The sequence below is a fragment of the Parvibaculum sp. genome (assembly GCF_045863935.1).
GTDB lineage: Bacteria > Pseudomonadota > Alphaproteobacteria > Parvibaculales > Parvibaculaceae > Parvibaculum.
The window spans coordinates 1-16,963 of sequence record NZ_BTVP01000052.1; the positions used below are offsets into that span (position 1 = coordinate 1).

At 64.4% G+C, this 16,963-nt stretch carries 16 protein-coding genes; 2 read left to right on the top strand and 14 right to left on the bottom strand.

Annotation, left to right across the window (positions count from 1 at the left end; translation table 11 throughout):
* Window positions 1-201: 201 nt before the first annotated feature.
* On the top strand, window positions 202-345 hold the full coding sequence (locus ACKUUH_RS15655; protein WP_407950835.1) for a hypothetical protein: 144 nt from the start codon (window positions 202-204) through the stop codon (window positions 343-345).
* Window positions 346-457: 112 nt separating this feature from the next.
* Here the strand turns inward: ACKUUH_RS15655 and ACKUUH_RS15660 are convergent, their stop codons facing one another.
* From ACKUUH_RS15660 to ACKUUH_RS15685, 6 genes are all read right to left on the bottom strand, one after another.
* Window positions 458-913 carry a DUF411 domain-containing protein gene (locus ACKUUH_RS15660; protein ID WP_407950836.1) on the bottom strand — a complete coding sequence of 152 codons (456 nt, stop codon included), beginning with the start codon at window positions 911-913 and terminating at the stop codon, window positions 458-460.
* Window positions 914-1,049: 136 nt separating this feature from the next.
* Complete coding sequence (locus ACKUUH_RS15665; RefSeq protein WP_407950837.1) at window positions 1,050-1,763, bottom strand: ABC transporter ATP-binding protein; 714 nt, start codon at window positions 1,761-1,763, stop codon at window positions 1,050-1,052.
* On the bottom strand, window positions 1,756-3,042 hold the full coding sequence (locus ACKUUH_RS15670; protein ID WP_407950838.1) for a lipoprotein-releasing ABC transporter permease subunit: 1,287 nt from the start codon (window positions 3,040-3,042) through the stop codon (window positions 1,756-1,758). The genes ACKUUH_RS15665 and ACKUUH_RS15670 overlap by 8 nt, the downstream gene beginning before the upstream one ends.
* A 128-nt stretch (window positions 3,043-3,170) precedes the next feature.
* Window positions 3,171-4,490 (bottom strand): proline--tRNA ligase, encoded by a 1,320-nt coding sequence (proS, locus tag ACKUUH_RS15675; RefSeq protein ID WP_407950839.1) that lies wholly within the window; start codon window positions 4,488-4,490, stop codon window positions 3,171-3,173.
* Between the two features lie 86 nt (window positions 4,491-4,576).
* On the bottom strand, window positions 4,577-6,208 hold the full coding sequence (locus tag ACKUUH_RS15680; protein WP_407950840.1) for a hypothetical protein: 1,632 nt from the start codon (window positions 6,206-6,208) through the stop codon (window positions 4,577-4,579).
* A 146-nt stretch (window positions 6,209-6,354) separates the two neighbouring features.
* The gene (locus ACKUUH_RS15685; RefSeq protein WP_407950841.1) at window positions 6,355-6,792 is read right to left on the bottom strand and encodes a hypothetical protein; all 438 of its coding nucleotides are present in this window, start codon (window positions 6,790-6,792) and stop codon (window positions 6,355-6,357) included.
* A 99-nt stretch (window positions 6,793-6,891) separates the two neighbouring features.
* Here ACKUUH_RS15685 and ACKUUH_RS15690 point away from each other — a divergent pair, with 99 nt between their 5' ends.
* Entirely contained in the window at window positions 6,892-8,202 is a 1,311-nt protein-coding gene (locus ACKUUH_RS15690) for an NCS2 family permease (protein ID WP_407950842.1), read from the top strand.
* 399 nt (window positions 8,203-8,601) lie between these two features.
* Here the strand turns inward: ACKUUH_RS15690 and ACKUUH_RS15695 are convergent, their stop codons facing one another.
* From ACKUUH_RS15695 to ACKUUH_RS15730, 8 genes are all read right to left on the bottom strand, one after another.
* The gene (locus tag ACKUUH_RS15695; protein ID WP_407950843.1) at window positions 8,602-8,877 is read right to left on the bottom strand and encodes a DUF1467 family protein; all 276 of its coding nucleotides are present in this window, start codon (window positions 8,875-8,877) and stop codon (window positions 8,602-8,604) included.
* Between the two features lie 12 nt (window positions 8,878-8,889).
* The gene (gene mce / locus ACKUUH_RS15700; protein ID WP_322314457.1) at window positions 8,890-9,294 is read right to left on the bottom strand and encodes a methylmalonyl-CoA epimerase; all 405 of its coding nucleotides are present in this window, start codon (window positions 9,292-9,294) and stop codon (window positions 8,890-8,892) included.
* 72 nt (window positions 9,295-9,366) lie between these two features.
* Complete coding sequence (locus tag ACKUUH_RS15705) at window positions 9,367-11,061, bottom strand: ribonuclease J (protein ID WP_407950844.1); 1,695 nt, start codon at window positions 11,059-11,061, stop codon at window positions 9,367-9,369.
* Window positions 11,062-11,087: 26 nt separating this feature from the next.
* Window positions 11,088-11,837: a biotin--[acetyl-CoA-carboxylase] ligase gene (locus tag ACKUUH_RS15710; protein WP_407950845.1), complete on the bottom strand. Its 750-nt coding sequence runs from the start codon at window positions 11,835-11,837 to the stop codon at window positions 11,088-11,090.
* A 3-nt stretch (window positions 11,838-11,840) separates the two neighbouring features.
* Window positions 11,841-13,289 carry an NADH-quinone oxidoreductase subunit NuoN gene (gene nuoN, locus ACKUUH_RS15715; RefSeq protein ID WP_407950846.1) on the bottom strand — a complete coding sequence of 483 codons (1,449 nt, stop codon included), beginning with the start codon at window positions 13,287-13,289 and terminating at the stop codon, window positions 11,841-11,843.
* 19 nt (window positions 13,290-13,308) lie between these two features.
* Window positions 13,309-14,853, bottom strand: a complete 1,545-nt coding sequence (locus ACKUUH_RS15720; protein ID WP_322314461.1) for an NADH-quinone oxidoreductase subunit M — start codon at window positions 14,851-14,853, stop codon at window positions 13,309-13,311.
* Window positions 14,853-16,784: an NADH-quinone oxidoreductase subunit L gene (nuoL, locus tag ACKUUH_RS15725; protein WP_407950847.1), complete on the bottom strand. Its 1,932-nt coding sequence runs from the start codon at window positions 16,782-16,784 to the stop codon at window positions 14,853-14,855. The genes ACKUUH_RS15720 and nuoL overlap by 1 nt, the downstream gene beginning before the upstream one ends.
* Window positions 16,785-16,790: 6 nt before the next feature.
* Window positions 16,791-16,963 (bottom strand): NADH-quinone oxidoreductase subunit K (locus tag ACKUUH_RS15730; protein ID WP_407950848.1); only part of this gene is annotated, 173 nt, incomplete at its 5' end.

Consider the following 16,963-nt stretch of genomic DNA (forward strand, 5'->3'; position numbering starts at 1 on the left):
CTTCAATTGACGGACTCTACTCAAATCTGGAGGAAGTTCAGGGGCTCACGTCACTTGGTATAGTTTTAGGAGAACAAGCTATTTTTGAGTCTGTGCAAATAAGAGGCTCGTGGCTATATATAACTAAGAATAAACGCATTACCGGCATAAGACTGGTAAGCACTGAAACCTCGGCCTAACGCTGAGACGGAGTAGGGACTGATGATGATGGACCAAAGTATCAAAGCGGGTATTTTCGCCGCTGTAGCGAAGGCATTGGAGAAAACAGGTCTGGACGCTTTTAAGAAGACCAGTTTCTTTGCACGCAATCAGCAGGCTGAAAGCGAAGATAAAATGGCTGCTTAAATCATTAGCATGCAACGAAATCAGTGGGGGCCCTTCGGCCCCCATTTTTATGCCGCGTCGAAATAAAATTCTGGCGGACCAATGCGCACCGGCAACAAACTCCGGTTACCTATCAATAGCGGGTGAAGGTTTCGCGCTTGCCGGGAGCGAAGAGGACGACCTCGTAGGGCTCCGAGTGGCCGTCCATCTCCATGCCCGGCGAGCCCATGGGCATGCCGGGAACGGCGAGGCCTGTTGCCTCCGGGCGTTCCTTCAGAAGGCGGGCGACGCCGGAAGCGGGCACGTGGCCCTCGACGACATAGCCGCCGATGAGCGCCGTGTGGCAGGAGGCGAGCTCCTCGGTGACGCCATGGCGGGCCTTGAAGGGCTCGAGGTCATCCATCTCCGTCACGCGAACCGCGAAGCCTGCCTCGCGCATATGGTCCACCCAGGCGGTGCAGCAGCCGCACCAGGGCGTCTTGTAGACCTCAAGGGTCTCGGATGCGGCATGGGCGGGAAGCCCGGTGGCGGCCAGCATGGCAGCGGCGAGCGCGGAGAGGACGAAAGAGCGGCGGGAGATGCGGGTCATGGGGCGGCCTCCTGATTGGACTTTCAGAATAGACCTTCCAGTTGGTGGAGGCTCAAGGGAAAGCGGGGGTGGCGCGACAATGACGCACCGCCCATGGACCCCGGCTTTCGCCGGGGGTGACATGCTTATTTGAGGATCAGAGGCTCTGATACTCGGCGGCGATGTCGCTGCCTTCGTGGAGCTTGCCCTCGTGGAGGAGGACGACGCGGTCCATGTGGCCCGCGAGGTCGAGATTGTGGGTGGCGATGAGGGCGGCGACGCCTTGCGAGCGGCAGATGTTCAGGAGCTCGGCAAAGACCATGCGCGCGGTTTTCGGATCGAGGTTGCCGGTCGGCTCGTCGGCGAGGAGGACGTGCGGGCGGTTCGCCAGCGCGCGGGCGATGGCGACACGCTGCTGCTCGCCACCCGAAAGCTCCGCCGGGCGGTGCCCGGCCCGGCCGCCAAGGCCCATGCGGGTCAGGAGGTCCATCGCAAAGGCGCGCGCCTCGCGCTTGCCGGCGCCCGCGATCATCTGCGGGAGGACAACATTTTCCACCGCCGAGAATTCGGGCAGGAGATTGTGGAACTGATAGACGAAGCCGAGATCGGCGCGGCGGATGGCGGTGCGGCGCGCGTCCGACAGGCCGACAGCCTCGATGCCGCCGATCCAGACCTCGCCCGCATTCGGCGCTTCGAGCAGGCCCGCGATGTGGAGGAGCGAGGATTTGCCGGAACCGGACGGGCCGACCAGCGCGACGATCTGGCCCGGCCAGATATCGAGGTCCGCGCCTGCGAAGATGCGCAGTTCGGCATCGCCCTGCCTGAAGGTGCGGGTGATGCCGCGAAGGGAGAGAACGGGTGCGTCATTCATAGCGGAGCGCCTCCACCGGATCGAGCGAGGCGGCGCGCCATGCGGGATAGAGCGTCGCCGCGAAGGAAAGGAAGAGCGCCATCAGCACGACCGCTGTGACCTCGCTTGCGTCGACCTCGGCCGGCATGTGGCTGAGGAAATAGACTTCCGGCGAGAAAAGCTCCGTACCCGACAGATCGGAAATCCACTGACGCAGCGTCTCGATGTTGAGGCAGAAGACGAGACCGAGCAGGAAGCCCGCCAATGTGCCCGTGACGCCGATGGAGGCGCCGGAGATGAAGAAGGCGCGCATGACGGCGCCGCGCGTTGCGCCCATCGTTCTCAGCACCGCGATGTCCCTGCCCTTGTCCTTCACCAGCATGATGAGACCGGAGATGATGTTGAGCGAGGCGACGATGAGGATGAGCGTGAGGATCAAAAACATCACGTTGCGCTCGACCTGCAACGCGGAGAAGAAGCTTTCGTTGCGCTGCTGCCAGGTGAAGATGGCGCAGCAGGGACCGGCGGCCATGGCGATGGGCTGCACGGCGTTGTTCACGCGGTCTGGATTTTCGATGCGGACTTCGAGGGCGCTTACGCCTTCATAGGTGCGGAAGAAGGCGCGTGCCTCGTCGAGCGACATGAAGACGAAGCTCGCATCGTATTCGGACATGCCGATCTCGAAGATCGCCCCGATGGGGAAGGCGCCGACCTTGGGCGCAGTGCCGAAAGGCGTGATCGCGCCGCGCGGCGAGAGGAGCGTGATGTTGTCGCCGACGGTGAGGCCGAGATTGGCGGCGAGGCGCGAGCCCACGGCGACGCCGCCCTCGTCCAGCCCGTCGAGCGAGCCGACGACGATATTGTCCGAGACGATGCCGAGGCTTTTCAGGTCGTTCTCGCGCATGCCGCGCACGAGAGCGCCGGTCGCGCTGCGCGCGCTTTGCACCATGACCTGACCGTCGACCAGCGGGATGACGCTCACGACGCCCGCAACGCCGCGCACGCGCTCGGCCACCTGATCGTAGTTCACGATGTTGGAACCGACGCCCTGCACGAACATGTGGCCGTTGAGGCCGAGGATGCGGGAGAGAAGCTCGGTGCGGAAACCATTCATCACCGACATGACGATGATGAGCGTGGCGACGCCGAGCATGATGCCCGCAAAGGAGATGCCCGCGATGACGGAGACGATGCCCTCGCGGCGGCGCGAGCGCAGGTAGCGCATGGCGAGCAGCCATTCGAAGGCACCGAAGGCGCGGGCGCGGCCGGCTTTCTTTTCAGGGTATGTGGCGTCCGTCATTTTTTATCCTCAATCGCCGGCGCCGCCCTCCGGCGGCTTGGCTTACGCGCCATAAGGCGCGGCGGCCGGTCGGCCTTGCCGTTTTTCGCAAGCGAAAAACGGAAAACGGATGTCCCTCTCCAAGGTCGTCAGCCCAATATCTTCGCGAGGGCGGCTTCGGCGGACAGTTCTTCCTTTTCGCCGGTGGCGCGGCGCTTCAGCTCGACCGTGCCGGATTTGAGGCCGCGCGGACCGACGACGAGCTGCCAGGGCAGGCCGATGAGGTCCATGGTCGAGAATTTCGCACCGGCGCGCTCTTCCGTGTCGTCATAGAGGACGGTGACGCCGGCGGCTTCGAGCTTCGCATAAAGCGCCTCGCAGGCGGCATCGGTTTCGGCGTCGCCGCTCTTCAAATTCACGAGACCGACCTTGAAGGGCGCGACGGCATCCGGCCAGACGATGCCGTTGTCGTCGTGGCTCGCCTCGATGATGGCGCCGGCGAGGCGCGAGACGCCGATACCGTAGGAACCCATCTGGAGCGGCGTTTCCTTGCCGTCCGGCCCGGCGACGACGCAGCCCATGGCCTGCGAATATTTGGTGCCGAAGAAGAAGATGTGGCCGACCTCGATGCCGCGGGCGGAGAGGCGCTTGTCCTGCGGGACCTGCGTCTCGAATGCGGCGGCGTCGTGCTTCTCGTCGGTCGCGGCGTAGAGATCGGTGCGCGCGGCGATGACGGGGGTGAGGTCGCCGTCGTAGTCGACATCGTTTCCGGGGACGGGCATGTCCACGAGGTCGCGGTGGCAGAAGACCGCGCTCTCGCCCGTTTCGGCGAGGATGATGAATTCATGGCTCATGTCGCCGCCGATGGGGCCGGTGTCGGCGGCCATGGGGATGGCGCGCAGGCCCAGCCGGTCGAAGGTGCGCAGATAGGCGACGAACATCCTGCGGTAGGCGCGGCGCGCGCCCTCGACGTCGAGGTCGAAGGAATAGGCGTCCTTCATCAGGAATTCGCGGCCGCGCATGACGCCGAAGCGGGGGCGGATCTCGTCGCGGAACTTCCACTGGATGTGGAAGAGATTGCGCGGCAGGTCGCGGTAGGACTTCACGGCCCCCTTGAATATCTCGGTGATCATCTCCTCGTTGGTGGGGCCGTAGAGCATGTCGCGCTCGTGGCGATCCTTGATGCGGAGCATTTCGGGGCCATAGGCGTCGTAGCGGCCCGACTGGCGCCAGAGGTCGGCGGACTGGAGCGTCGGCATGAGGAGTTCGACGGCGCCCGCCCTCGCCTGCTCCTCGCGGACGATCTTCTCGATGTTGCGGAGCACGGCAAGGCCCATCGGCAACCAGGCATAGATGCCGGCGGCCGTCTGGCGGACGAGGCCCGCGCGCAGCATCAGCCGGTGGGAGACGATCTGGGCTTCGGCCGGGTTTTCCCGGAGGGTGGGCAGAAAATATCTGGAAAGGCGCATGATGATCCCGAAAGCGGCGGCCCCGGCGAGGGGCGGCGCGAGGCGGGACGAAGCGGCCCGCCGGAGCCTGAAAACAGGGCTCCGTTTTAGGGGGTCGCGGGCGGCAACGCAATCTCGCCGCTGGCGGTGCGGCGGGAAGCGAGGCCTTCGAGATAAGCGCGGATATCGACCTCGGGGCCCTCTTCGACGCCCCTGCCCGTGCGCAGGCCCCAAGGACCGGTTTCGAGCTCCGCGACCGAGTAGCCCATATCGACGTCGTAGGTGCGGTCGATCTGGTTGCGGAGGTAGCGTTGCGCCTCGTACCAGCGGGTCTTTTCCGCGCCGTCGCGGCAGGTGGCCCGCTCCGCGCCGGACGCGCCCCAGCGGCGCTCGACGCATTGATAGGGATCGAAGGAGAGGTCGTAGAGGCGGCCGACGATCGTGTCGATGGAGAGTTCGACCGTGCGGCCGGCCGAGTTCACATAGGAGATGTCGCAGGCGGCGTTCTGTTCCCGATAGGCGGCGAGAAGATCGCCCGCGAGGTCGTTGCCGTCATATTTGAGGCGCGGGGCGTCGACCATGTCCATCTTGATGAACTCGACGACGAGATCGTACATCTCCTTGAAGCCGGTCTTGAGGCGGGCGTCGCGCGAGGGCGTGGAATAAAGCTCCCAGACGCCGTCCGTGCCGTAGATGTTGCGCGGCAGGCGGGACGGCGGGGAGGTGTTCTGGATGCCGCGGCCGAGTGAAATTTCGACGGCCTGCTTGCGCGAGCGCAGGTCGAAGCAGAGCGACTGCATCATTGCGCGCAATTCCTCGACGGGCCTGTATTCGAGTTCGCCCGCCGAGAGGCGCGAGCGGAGATAGGTGTAGAAGTCGAGATTCTCGCCGTTCCACATCCATGACGCCGAGCGCCAGCGATGCGGGTCGCCGGCCGGATTGCCCTGATACTGCTCCAGGGAGAAGTCCGGAATGTCGGCGTTGGATGCGGCGACGATGCGCCCGCCGACGAGGGCACCGTTCGGGGCGCGCGTCGCGCCGACGACTTCGAGGGGACGGAACTTCTGGAAGATGGAGCCGAGTTCCGGTCCGGTGCGCAGGAACTCCTTGCCGAGGAAGCTGCGGCTCAGCGAATGATCGGGATGCGAGGAGAAGATGAGAATGCGGCCGCCGGATTCGACGCGCCAGACGAGCGAGGCGTGGCCGTTCACGTCATAGGTGACGGTGCCGGGCACGATCGCCTCGCGGTCGAGGCGCGGCGAATAGGTGTCGGAGAACATCACCGGATCGTCGGCAAGCGCGTTGCGGCGGAACATGGCCGTCGAGACGACGTTCACGAGCGTATGCAGGATGGGGATCGCGCTGACGCCATTGGCCGTGCGCGGAACACTGTCGCGGGCGACGACGACATTGCCATAAGAGGAATAGCGGATGTCGCCGCCCGGCCCGTCCGCCGACTGCATGGCCGACTGCCAGGCGAAGGGCAGACCGTTCTTCCAGGCGAAATAGGCGCGAAGGACATAGGGCATGTCCGCGCAATCGACATAGAAGCGGGTTTTCGGATCGGTATGGCGATAGGGATTGGCTGGGCTCTTGATGCACTGGTCGAAGGTCCAGCAATCGGCGGCGCCGAGGCCTGCCACGAAGTCCTGCCATGCCTTTTCGTCGCTCTCGCTCCAGCGCTCCTTGGTGATGCGCCAGCGCGCGTCCTGCGCGTGAGCGGCGGGGCCCATGCTCATGACCACGAACGAAGCGCACAAGAGAACGAACGCGGCTTTGCGCCAGCGAGAAATCATCAGCCTACACCCTGCCCTTACCCGCCTGAAGGGTGCGGGCTGGGGAAAGGGCTGTCAATGAAAGCTGGGCTCTCCGGAAGGCGGCAAGGCTATTTCGGCCGGACCTGATGCAATCTTGCACAGGCCTCGGCCAGCGCATGGTCCACACCGGAGATGTCCTCGCCGTCTATGGTGGCGTGGCCCGTCCGGGTGTCGATGACGATGCGGGCGACCGTCATTTCCGTGGCCGAATTGAAAGCGGGATTTCGGCCGGCGAGCGGATCGAGCGTCACGTCGAATTCGTAAAGGGGGCGCAGGCCATAGCGGTAACCGCCATCGATATCGGCGGGGGTGACGGCGCTGCCATTGGCGGCCACGCCCGGCACATAGTCCGCCTCGCCCGGGAGATAGGGGGCGATGCGGCGGCAGTCGTCTTCCGAGATTTCGACGATGCGCGGGGCGGCGCTGCCGGCGAGTTCAGCCGCATGGGCGGCGGAGCCCCCAAGGACCGGAAGGAGGGCCGGAAGGATGTAAAGGCGCTTCATCATGCTTTCATCCTGCGCGCGGGGGCTTTAAGGAATTGTTGCGGGGATTTTACTCGTCGCGTCGCTCCTCGCAATGACGTGGAGGGGTTAAGGGGGAAAACGGTGAACGACAATAATGAAGGGCTGCTCGACCGGCTGTTCGCGCTGAAGACAAACGGTACGACTGTCCGTACCGAGATCGTTGCGGGGCTCACGGTCTATCTCACCATGGCCTATATCATCTTCGTGAACCCGGCGATCCTCGCCGCGGCGGGGATGGATTTCGGCGCGGTCTTCGTCGCGACGTGCCTGGCGGCGGCGGCGGGCTCGCTCATCATGGGGCTTTATGCGAACTACCCTGTCGCGCTCGCGCCGGGCATGGGGCTCAACGCTTATTTCGCCTATACGGTTGTGCCGCAATTCGGCGGCGACTGGCGGCTCGCGCTTGGCGGGGTGTTTCTCTCCGGCGTGCTGTTCCTGCTGCTCTCGCTGTCGCCGCTGCGCGAGAAGCTGGTGAACTCGATCCCGCGTTCGCTCAAATACGGGATCGGTGCGGGTATCGGTTTCTTTCTCGCGCTGATCGGGCTCGAAAATGCAGGCATCGTGGCGGACCATCCCGTAACGCTGGTGACGCTCGGCAATCTCGCCGTGCCGGGAACGCTGCTCGCGATGACGGGTTTCGTGGCGCTTGTGGCCATGCAATACCGGCGGGTGCCCGGCGCCATCATGGTGACGATCCTTGCCGTGACGGCTGTCGCCGTTCTGGCCGGATGGCAACCGCTGCACGGCATCGCGGCGGCGCCCCCTTCCCTCGCGCCCACCTTCCTGGAGATGGACCTCGCGGGCGCGATCAGCGCCGGGTTCGTGACCATCGTCTTCGTGTTCCTGCTGGTCGATCTTCTCGATACGACGGGGACGCTGCTCAGCGTCGGACAGCATGCGGGCATGGCGGATGCGGAGGGAAAGCTGCCGCGGCTGCGCAAGGCGATGGTGGCGGATTCGTCGGCGACCATCATCGGGGCGGCGCTCGGCACGTCGTCCACCACGAGCTATATCGAGAGCGCGGCGGGCGTCGAAGCGGGCGGCCGGACGGGGCTGATGGCCGTTACCGTGGCCGTGCTTTTTGTTGCGAGCCTCGTTCTCGCGCCGCTCGCCGAAACCGTGCCCGTCTACGCGACGGCGCCCGCCCTCGTCTTCATCGCCTGCCTGATGGCGCGGAGCCTTGCCCATCTCGACTGGAAAGACGTGACCGAGACGGCGCCCGCGCTCGTCACCGCGCTTGCCATTCCCTTCACCTATTCGATCGCGAGCGGGATCGGGCTTGGCGTCATTTCATATGCGGCGATCAAGCTTCTCTCGGGACGGACGCAGGACCTCAACTGGGCGGTGTCGGTCATCGCGCTCGCCTTCATGGTGAAACTCGCCCTGCAATGAAATGCCATGCCGGCGTTAGACATCGTTCGGAAATTACCCAAGCGGGTTCATAACGCTGCAAAAATTTCATTCGCAGCAAAAAGGGGCGTGACACCTCGCCGCAGGCTGGCTATAGTCCCTCCTACAAAAAGGGATAAAGCGAAAGCGTAAGCCCAAGTTTAGGGAGGGAACGCAGACTTCGACGGTCCGAAAAGGATTGCGAAGGCGCGACACGAGGGAACACTAAAGCAGCAAGGCCGCGAAAGCGGGCCTTGCTTTTTTTTGTCCGCTGCGCGGACCGGGCCGCGAAAGCGGACCTTGCTTTTTTGTCCGCTGCGCGGGCCGGCAGGATGCTCAGAGACCCCCACCCGGAACGCTACGCGTTCCGACCTCCCCACGAGGGGGAGGTGAAGGATCAGTTCAATACTCGTTGCTGAGGTCCGGCATGAAGGGGACGTCGTCGAAGGAGATCGGCTGGTAGATATAGATCCAGGCGACGAAAACCCAGGCGACGGCCGCGATCAGCGTCGTCGCGAGGGCCTTCTTCCAGAGGGCGGGCCGGACGGGCGCGCCCGCCTCGGAGCCGGGAATGGCCTCACCCGTTTCGTGCTGGGAGCGGACGCCCCAGGGCAGGACCGCAAACAGGACGACCCACCAGAGAACGAAATAGATGGCAATGCCGGCGATCGGGTCCATGGGCGCGGCGCCTCAGGCCTGTTCCAGCTCGACGAGCGTGCCGTTCAGGTCTTTCGGGTGGAGGAAGACGACAGGTTTGCCATGCGCGCCGATCTTCGGCTTGCCGGTGCCTGTGATGGTGACGCCCTCGACGGTCATCTTCTCGCAGGCGGCGTCGATGTCCTCGACCTCGATGCAGATGTGATGGATGCCGCCCTTCGGGTTCTTCGCGAGGAAGCCGGCGATGGGCGAATTCTCGCCCAAGGGTTCCAGCAACTCGATCTTGGTGTTGCCGAGATCGACGAAAACCGTGGTCACGCCGTGGTCAGGCTGCGGCACGGCCTCGGAGACCTTCGCGTTGAACTTCTTGCGATAGGTTTCGGCGGCGGCGTGGATATCCGGAACGGCGATGGCGACGTGATTGAGCGGACCGAGCATCGGCGGAGTTCCTTACAGGTTCAATTCCAATGGCCCATATTTAGGCGGGTTTCAGGGGATGAGCAAGGAAGGTCAGATCCTTGTCACCACGACCGCTACCTGGGGTTTCTTGCCCCATTCGCGGCGGAGCGCGCCGCGCACAGCACGACGCAAGAATTCCGCTACGGCATCGTCGTCCTGACGGCGCTTTGCGGGCAGGCGCCCGAGCGCGTCGTCCACGGCGTCGAGCGTGCGATCCTCGAAGGGAACGCCGAATGAGTCCTCCTCCGGCACGCCGATGAGGCGGACCTGCGGATCGCCGCGGACCTGCCCCTTGCCGTCCAAAACGATGCTGACGAAGACGGAACCCGCGAAGGAGAGGCGGAGGCGCTCCTGCACCGCGCCCTCGTCCTTGTCGGTGAGCACTTCGCCGTCGAGATAGATGCGGCCGGCAGGCGCCTCGTCCACGACCTCGGCGGGCCCCGGCGCAATGCGGACCATGAGGCCGTTTCTCACCACGACCTGCTCCGGCACCTGAAGCTCGCGCGCGAAGGCGGCATGTTCCGCGAGATGGCGTGCCTCGCCATGCACGGGGATCGAGACCTCGGGCCTGATCCACTGATACATGGCGGCGAGGTCGTCCCTGCACGGATGACCGGAGACATGAACGAAGTGATCCTTCTCGGTGATGACGCGAATGCCGCGTGTCGCGAGCAGGTTCTGCAGGTCGAAGATCGAAGTCTCGTTGCCCGGAATGACACGGGAAGAGAAGATGACCGTGTCGCCTCTTTCCAGCACGATCTGGGGGTGGTTGTCCTCGGCGATGCGGGCAAGCGCGGCACGGGGTTCGCCCTGGCTGCCGGTGCAGATGAGGAGCACATTGTCGCGCGGGAGGTAGCCGGCATCGTCCTCGCTGACGATGCGCGGGAGATCGGTGAGGTAGCCGACCTCGCGCGCGGCGGCGACCACGCGGTGCATGCCGCGCCCGACAAGGACGGGATGACGGCCACAGGCTTCGCCCGCACGGATGATGCTTTCGAGCCGAGCGACGTTCGAGGCGAAGGTGGTCACCGCCACCCTGCCCTCGCAGTTTTTCAGAAGGTCGGTGAGGCTTGCCGCGACATCGGCTTCGGAGCCCGCTGTGCCGGGCGAGAAGACGTTGGTCGAGTCGCAAACAATGGCGCGAACGCCTTCGTCGCCGATGGCGCGCAGGCGGGCTTCGTCTATGTCGCCGCCGATAACGGGATCCGGGTCGATCTTCCAGTCGCCGGTGTGAAGGACGAGGCCGAGCGGCGTGCGGATGGCCAGCGCATTCGGCTCGAGGATCGAATGCGTGAGCGTGACGAGTTCGATGTCGAAGGGGCCGAGGTCGAAACGGTGACCGAGAGGGATGATGTGCATGGGCACTTCATCCTCGATGCCTGCCTCGATGAGCTTGCCGCGCACCATGGCCGCGGTGAAGGGCGTGGCATAGACCGGGCAGCGCAGCCGCGGCCAGATATGCGCGACGGCGCCGATGTGATCCTCATGCGCGTGGGTGAGGACGATGGCGAGAAGTTCGTCGCGGCGCTCCTCGATGAAGGCCGGGTCCGGCATGATGAGATCGATGCCGGGCGTGCGCTCGTCGCCGAAGGTGACGCCGAGGTCGACGATGATCCAGCGGCGATCGTCCTCCGGGCCGTAGCCGTAGAGGTTCAAATTCATGCCGATCTCGCCGGACCCGCCAAGTGGCAGGAAGACGAGTTCGTCGCGCGGATCGGCGACACGGGGGGAAGCTTGGGTACTCATATTTTGCGAGTATTGCACATTTTCGTTCAGCCTGCGCCGGGGCCGAAAAACACATCTCCGGCGGAGACGAGATGCAGGGTTCCATCGTCGAGGCGGAGTTGCAGCGCGCCATCCGGCGCAAGGCCCTCGAAGGCGCCCTCCATGGTGCCGGAGGAAAGGCGCACGGCAATTCGCCCGCCGACGCCCTCGGCACGCTTCAGCCAGGCCTCGCGGATGGCGGCGAAGCCCTGCACGTCCCGCCAGACGGCGAGCCAGCGCGTGAAGGCGGCATCGAGGGCGGCGAGCGCGTCGTCCGGGGTCACGCCACTCACACCCATGGCGGCGAGCGAGGTGGCCGGGTATTCGAGACCTTGCGGGTGCACGGCGAGATTGATGCCCATACCTATGGCGACCCAGGCGACCTCGGCGCCCGCAACGCCCGACGACTCCAGCAGGATGCCGGCGAGTTTGGCGCGCTCGTGCAGAAGGTCGTTCGGCCATTTGAGGCGGAGCGCAGGGCGCAGCGGCGGTGGGAGCAGCGAGGAGACCGCGTCATGGACCGCGAGGGCGGCGACGAAGGAAAGCTCGCCCGCCTCGCGGGGGCCGCAATGAGGCGTGAGATAGAGCGTGCCCATGAAATTGCCGGAGGGGCTTTCCCATGCCCTGCCCCGGCGGCCACGGCCGGCCGTCTGCCGCGCGGCGACGATCCAGACGGGGCCTTGCTCGCCACGTTCGCCGAGACGGCGCGCCTCTTCGTTGGTGCTGTCGATCTCGTCGAAGCGGCGGATGTCCGTCATGCGTTACGGAAGCAATGCGCCGGCGGCGGCCTGCGCGCCCAGAATCAACGGCGCGGGATAGACGAAGAAGAGCATTGTGAAGACGCCGGTGATGCCGAGCACGGTGGCAAGTTCGCCCGGCATGGGCTGGATGAAGGGTTCCGCCGGTTCGTCGAAATACATGATCTTGACGATGCGCAGGTAGTAGAAGGCGCCGACGACGCTCGACAGCACGCCGATGACGGCGAGCGGATAGAGCCCCGCTTCAATGGCGGCCATGAACACGTAGAACTTGCCGAAGAAGCCCGCGAGCGGCGGCACGCCCGCCAGAGAGAACATGAGCATGGCCAGCAGGAAGGCCATCATCGGCTGGTTGCGCGAGAGGCCGGCGAGGTTCGAAATGCTCTCGACATAACCTTCCTTGCGCTGCATGGCGAGGATGCAGCAGAAGACGCCGACATTCATCACCACATAGATGACGAGATAGATCAGCACACCGCGCACGCCCTCGGGCGTTCCGGCAGCGAGGCCGACAAGCGCGAAGCCCATGTGCGAGATCGAGCTGTAGGCCATGAGGCGCTTGATGTTCGACTGGCCGATGGCGGCGAAGGCGCCGAGCACCATGGAGGCGATCGAGATGAAGACGACGATCTGCTGCCATTCGGCTTCCATGGAGGGGAAGGCGCCGAAAAGCACCCGCAGGATGAGCGCCATGGCCGCGACCTTCGGCGCGCCGCCGAAGAAGGCGGTGACCGGCGTGGGTGCGCCTTCATAGACGTCCGGCGTCCACATGTGGAAGGGCACGGCCGAGATCTTGAAGGCGAGGCCCGCCAGCACGAAGACGATGCCGAAGATGACGCCGATATTCGCACCTTCCGTGGCGAGGACACTGGCGATCCCCGAGAACTCGACGCTGCCGGTGAAGCCGTAAACGAGCGAGGCGCCATAAAGCAGCATGCCGGAGGCGAGCGCACCGAGGACGAAATATTTGAGGCCCGCTTCCGTCGCCCGCGCGTTGTCGCGGTGGATGGCGGCGATGACATAGAGGGCGAGGCTCTGCAGCTCGAGGCCCATGTAGAGGGCGATGAGGCCGTTCGCCGAGACCATCATGAACATGCCGAGCGTCGCCAGCACGATGAGCACCGGGAACTCGAAGCGATCCATGTTTTCGCGGCGGATGAAGCCGAAGGACATGACGATGGCAGCGACGGCGGCCAGCAGGATCAGGAGCTTCATGAACTTGGTGAAGACGTCCACCACGAACATGCCGCCGAAGGCCTGAACCGCGGTGTCGGGCTCGATGACGAGCAGCGCCGCGACGAGCACGAAGAGGCCGATGGCGCCGATGCCCGTTTCGCGCGCATCGCATTTGCGGAAGACACCCCACATGAGAAGCGCCATGGCACCGAGCGCCATGAGGATTTCAGGCAAGGCTGGCAGGAAGTCCGGGACGTTGGTCACTGCTTGTTCCATGTTGTTTCGTTCCCGAGACCTAGTTTCCGGCGAAGAGGCTTGCGACCTGGCCAAGAATGCCAGTGTCGCCCGCCAGCCGGTGCGCCTCCAGGGCGGCGTTGTAGTTCGCGACGAGGTTTTCGACCGAGACGGCGGTGACCTCCATGATCGGCGAGGGATAGACGCCGAAGAAGATGGTCGTGGCCAGCAGCGGCGCGAGGATGAGCACTTCGCGGCGGTTGAGGTCCATGATCGACTTCAGCGTGTCCTTCTCGATCTCGCCAAAGACGACGCGGCGATAGAGGAAGAGCGCGTAGGCGGCGGCGAGGATGACGCCGGTGGCGGCGATGGCGGCAACCCAGGTGTTGACCTTGAAGGTGCCGACGATGGTCAGGAACTCGCCGATGAAACCGCTCGTGCCGGGCAGACCGACATTGGCCATGGTGAAGATCATGAAGACGACGGCATAGAGCGGCATGCGATTGACGAGGCCGCCATAGGCCGCGATCTCGCGCGTGTGCATGCGGTCGTAGATGACGCCGACGCAGAGGAAGAGCGCGGCCGAGACCCAGCCGTGCGACAGCATCTGGAAGATGCCGCCCTGCACGCCCTGATGCGTGGCAGCGAAAATGCCCATTGTCACAAAGCCCATATGGGCGACGGAGGAATAGGCGATCAGCTTCTTCATGTCTTCCTGCACCAGCGCGACGAGCGAGGTGTAGACGATGGCGATGAGGCTGAGGCCGAAGACGAGCCAGGCGAGATCGGCGGAAGCGACCGGGAACATGGGCAGCGAGAAACGGAGGAAGCCGTAGCCGCCCATCTTCAGCATGATACCCGCGAGGATGACGGAGCCTGCGGTGGGCGCTTCCACATGCGCGTCAGGCAGCCAGGTGTGGACCGGCCACATCGGCATCTTCACCGCGAAGGAGGCGAAGAAGGCAAGCCAGAGCCAGACCTGCATGTCCGCCGGGAAATCATGCGCGAGAAGCACGGGGATGCTGGTCGTGCCCGCTTCCCAGTACATCGCCATGATGGCGAGGAGCATGAGCACCGAGCCTGCGAAAGTGTAGAGGAAGAACTTGAAGCTCGCATAGATGCGCCGCGCACCGCCCCAGACGCCGATGATGAGGAACATCGGAATGAGGCCGCCCTCGAAGAAGAGGTAGAAGAGCACGAGGTCCAGCGCGCAGAAGACGCCGATCATCAGCGTTTCGAGCACGAGGAAGGCGATCATGTATTCCTTCACCCGCTTCTCGATGGAGGTCCAGCTTGCGAGGATGCAGGCCGGCATGAGGAAGGTGGTGAGGATGACGAAGAGCATCGAAATGCCGTCGACGCCCATGTGGTAGTTGATCGCGCCGCCGAGCCACTCCGTTTCCTGAACGAACTGGAAGTCCGCCGTGGTGGGATCGAATTTCCACCAGATGTAGAGCGAGACGAGGAAGGTGATGGAGGTCGTCCACAGCGCCACGTAGCGCGCATTGCGCGCGACGGAGGCCTCGTCGCCGCGCGTCACCAGAATGATGAGCGCGCCGACAATCGGCAGGAAGGTGATGAGCGAGAGAATATTGCCGTCGGTCATCAGTGCGTTCCCCCGACCATGAACCAGGTCACCAGACCTGCCACGCCGAGCAGCATCGCGAAGGCGTAGTGATAGAGATAACCGCTCTGAAGGCGCACGACGCCGCGCGTGATGTCGAGCACGCGTGCGGCAACACCGTCCGGGCCGAGGCCGTCGATGATGCGGCCGTCACCCTGCTTCCAGAGCACGCGGCCAAGCCAGAAGGCCGGGCGGACGAAGAGGAAGTCGTAGAGCTCGTCGAAGTACCACTTGTTGAGCAGGAACTTGTAGAGCGGCTCATGCGTCTTCGCGAGCTGCCTGGGCATGTCCGGGCGCGCGATGTAGAAGAGCCAGGAAACGGCGAAGCCGACGACCATCATGAGTGTGGGCAGGTAAGGCACCCAGACCGGCACGTTGTGGAACTCGTGCATGATGTGGTTTTCGGCACCGCGATAGACTGCCTCGAGCCAGAACTCTTCATAGGCGTGACCGATGAAGAGCGGCGCGAAGACCATGCCCGCGCCGATGGCGCCGACCGCGAGGACAACGAGCGGGACGAGCATGACGAGCGGCGATTCATGCACATGGCTCAGGGTTTCGTTCGACGCGCGGCTCTGCCCATGGAACGTCATGAAGATCAGACGCCAGGAATAGAAGGAGGTGAGCAGCGCGGCGATAACCGTCAGCGTGAAGGCGTACATATGCGCCGGGTTGTGGCCCGCATAGGCCGCTTCGATGATCGCGTCCTTCGAATAGTAGCCCGCGGTGAAGGGGAAGCCCGTGAGCGCAAGCGTGCCGATCACCATCATCACCCAGGTGACGGGGATGAGCTTGAAGAGGCCGCCCATCCGCCGCATGTCCTGCTCGTCGCTCATGGCGTGGATCACCGAGCCCGAGCCGAGGAACAGGAGCGCCTTGAAGAAGGCGTGGGTGAAGAGGTGGAACATCGCCACCTCGTAGGCGCCGACGCCGAGCGCCACGAACATGTAGCCGAGCTGCGAACAGGTCGAATAGGCGATGACGCGCTTGATGTCGTTCTGGACGAGGCCGACGGTCGCGGCGAAGAAGGCGGTCGTCGCGCCAACCACCGTGACGATGGTGAGCGCATAGGGCGAGAACTCGAAGATGGGCGAGAGACGCGCCACGAGGAAGACGCCGGCCGTCACCATGGTTGCGGCATGGATGAGGGCGGAGACGGGCGTCGGGCCTTCCATCGCATCCGGCAGCCATGTGTGGAGCAGGAACTGCGCCGACTTGCCCATCGCCCCCATGAAGAGAAGGAGGCAGGCGGTCGTCACGATCGGCACGTCGTAGCCGAGGAAATGGAAGGTCTTGTCCGCGAGTTCGGGAATGGCGGCGAAGACGGTGTCGAAATCGACGGAGCCGATGGTGAGGAAGAGCGTCGCGATGCCGAGGATGAGGCCGAAGTCGCCGACGCGGTTCACCACGAAAGCCTTGATCGCGGCCGCATTAGCGCTGGGCTTCTTGTACCAGAAGCCGATCAGCAGATAGGACGCGAGGCCCACGCCTTCCCAGCCGAAGAAGAGCTGGACGAAATTGTCCGCTGTCACCAGCGCGAGCATGGCAAAGGTGAAGAGCGAGAGATAGGCGAAGAAGCGCGGCTGATGCGGGTCGTGGCTCATGTAGCCGATCGAATAGATGTGCACGAGCGCGGAGACGGAGGTGACGACGACGAGCATGACCGCCGTCAGCGTGTCGACACGCAGGCGCCAGTCGGCTTCGAAGCCGCCGGAGTCGATCCAGGTGAGAACCTGGACGCGCGCCGTTTCGCCATGAAGACCGACCGAGACGAGCGCGGCGACGGACAGGAGCGCGGCGACGACCAGAAGGCCGGAGGTGACGATCTGTGCGCCGCGCGGCCCGAGCCAGCGGCCGAAGATGCCAGCCGTCAGGAAGCCGATGAGAGGCAGGAAGACGATTGCAGAGTACATTCCCCCTTACCCCTTCATCATGTTGATGTCCTCAACCGCGATGGAGCCGCGGTTGCGGAAGTAGACGACCAGAATGGCGAGGCCGATGGCCGCTTCGCCCGCGGCGACCGTCAGCACGAAGAGCGCGAAGACCTGCCCCACGAGGTTCGCGTGGTGCTCAAGCAGCAGGAAGTGCGGGC

What these genes read in the sequence shown, in the direction of transcription:
- ACKUUH_RS15665 (WP_407950837.1), bottom strand. Translation starts at nt 1,763, where the DNA reads ATGAATGACGCACCCGTTCTCTCCCTTCGCGGCATCACCCGCACCTTC.
- nuoL (WP_407950847.1), bottom strand. Translation starts at nt 16,784, where the DNA reads ATGTACTCTGCAATCGTCTTCCTGCCTCTCATCGGCTTCCTGACGGCT.
- proS (WP_407950839.1), bottom strand. Translation starts at nt 4,490, where the DNA reads ATGCGCCTTTCCAGATATTTTCTGCCCACCCTCCGGGAAAACCCGGCC.
- ACKUUH_RS15670 (WP_407950838.1), bottom strand. Translation starts at nt 3,042, where the DNA reads ATGACGGACGCCACATACCCTGAAAAGAAAGCCGGCCGCGCCCGCGCC.
- mce (WP_322314457.1), bottom strand. Translation starts at nt 9,294, where the DNA reads ATGCTCGGTCCGCTCAATCACGTCGCCATCGCCGTTCCGGATATCCAC.
- ACKUUH_RS15680 (WP_407950840.1), bottom strand. Translation starts at nt 6,208, where the DNA reads ATGAGCATGGGCCCCGCCGCTCACGCGCAGGACGCGCGCTGGCGCATC.
- ACKUUH_RS15720 (WP_322314461.1), bottom strand. Translation starts at nt 14,853, where the DNA reads ATGACCGACGGCAATATTCTCTCGCTCATCACCTTCCTGCCGATTGTC.
- ACKUUH_RS15705 (WP_407950844.1), bottom strand. Translation starts at nt 11,061, where the DNA reads ATGAGTACCCAAGCTTCCCCCCGTGTCGCCGATCCGCGCGACGAACTC.
- ACKUUH_RS15695 (WP_407950843.1), bottom strand. Translation starts at nt 8,877, where the DNA reads ATGGACCCGATCGCCGGCATTGCCATCTATTTCGTTCTCTGGTGGGTC.
- nuoN (WP_407950846.1), bottom strand. Translation starts at nt 13,289, where the DNA reads ATGGAACAAGCAGTGACCAACGTCCCGGACTTCCTGCCAGCCTTGCCT.
- ACKUUH_RS15710 (WP_407950845.1), bottom strand. Translation starts at nt 11,837, where the DNA reads ATGACGGACATCCGCCGCTTCGACGAGATCGACAGCACCAACGAAGAG.
- ACKUUH_RS15685 (WP_407950841.1), bottom strand. Translation starts at nt 6,792, where the DNA reads ATGATGAAGCGCCTTTACATCCTTCCGGCCCTCCTTCCGGTCCTTGGG.
- ACKUUH_RS15655 (WP_407950835.1), top strand. Translation starts at nt 202, where the DNA reads ATGATGATGGACCAAAGTATCAAAGCGGGTATTTTCGCCGCTGTAGCG.
- ACKUUH_RS15660 (WP_407950836.1), bottom strand. Translation starts at nt 913, where the DNA reads ATGACCCGCATCTCCCGCCGCTCTTTCGTCCTCTCCGCGCTCGCCGCT.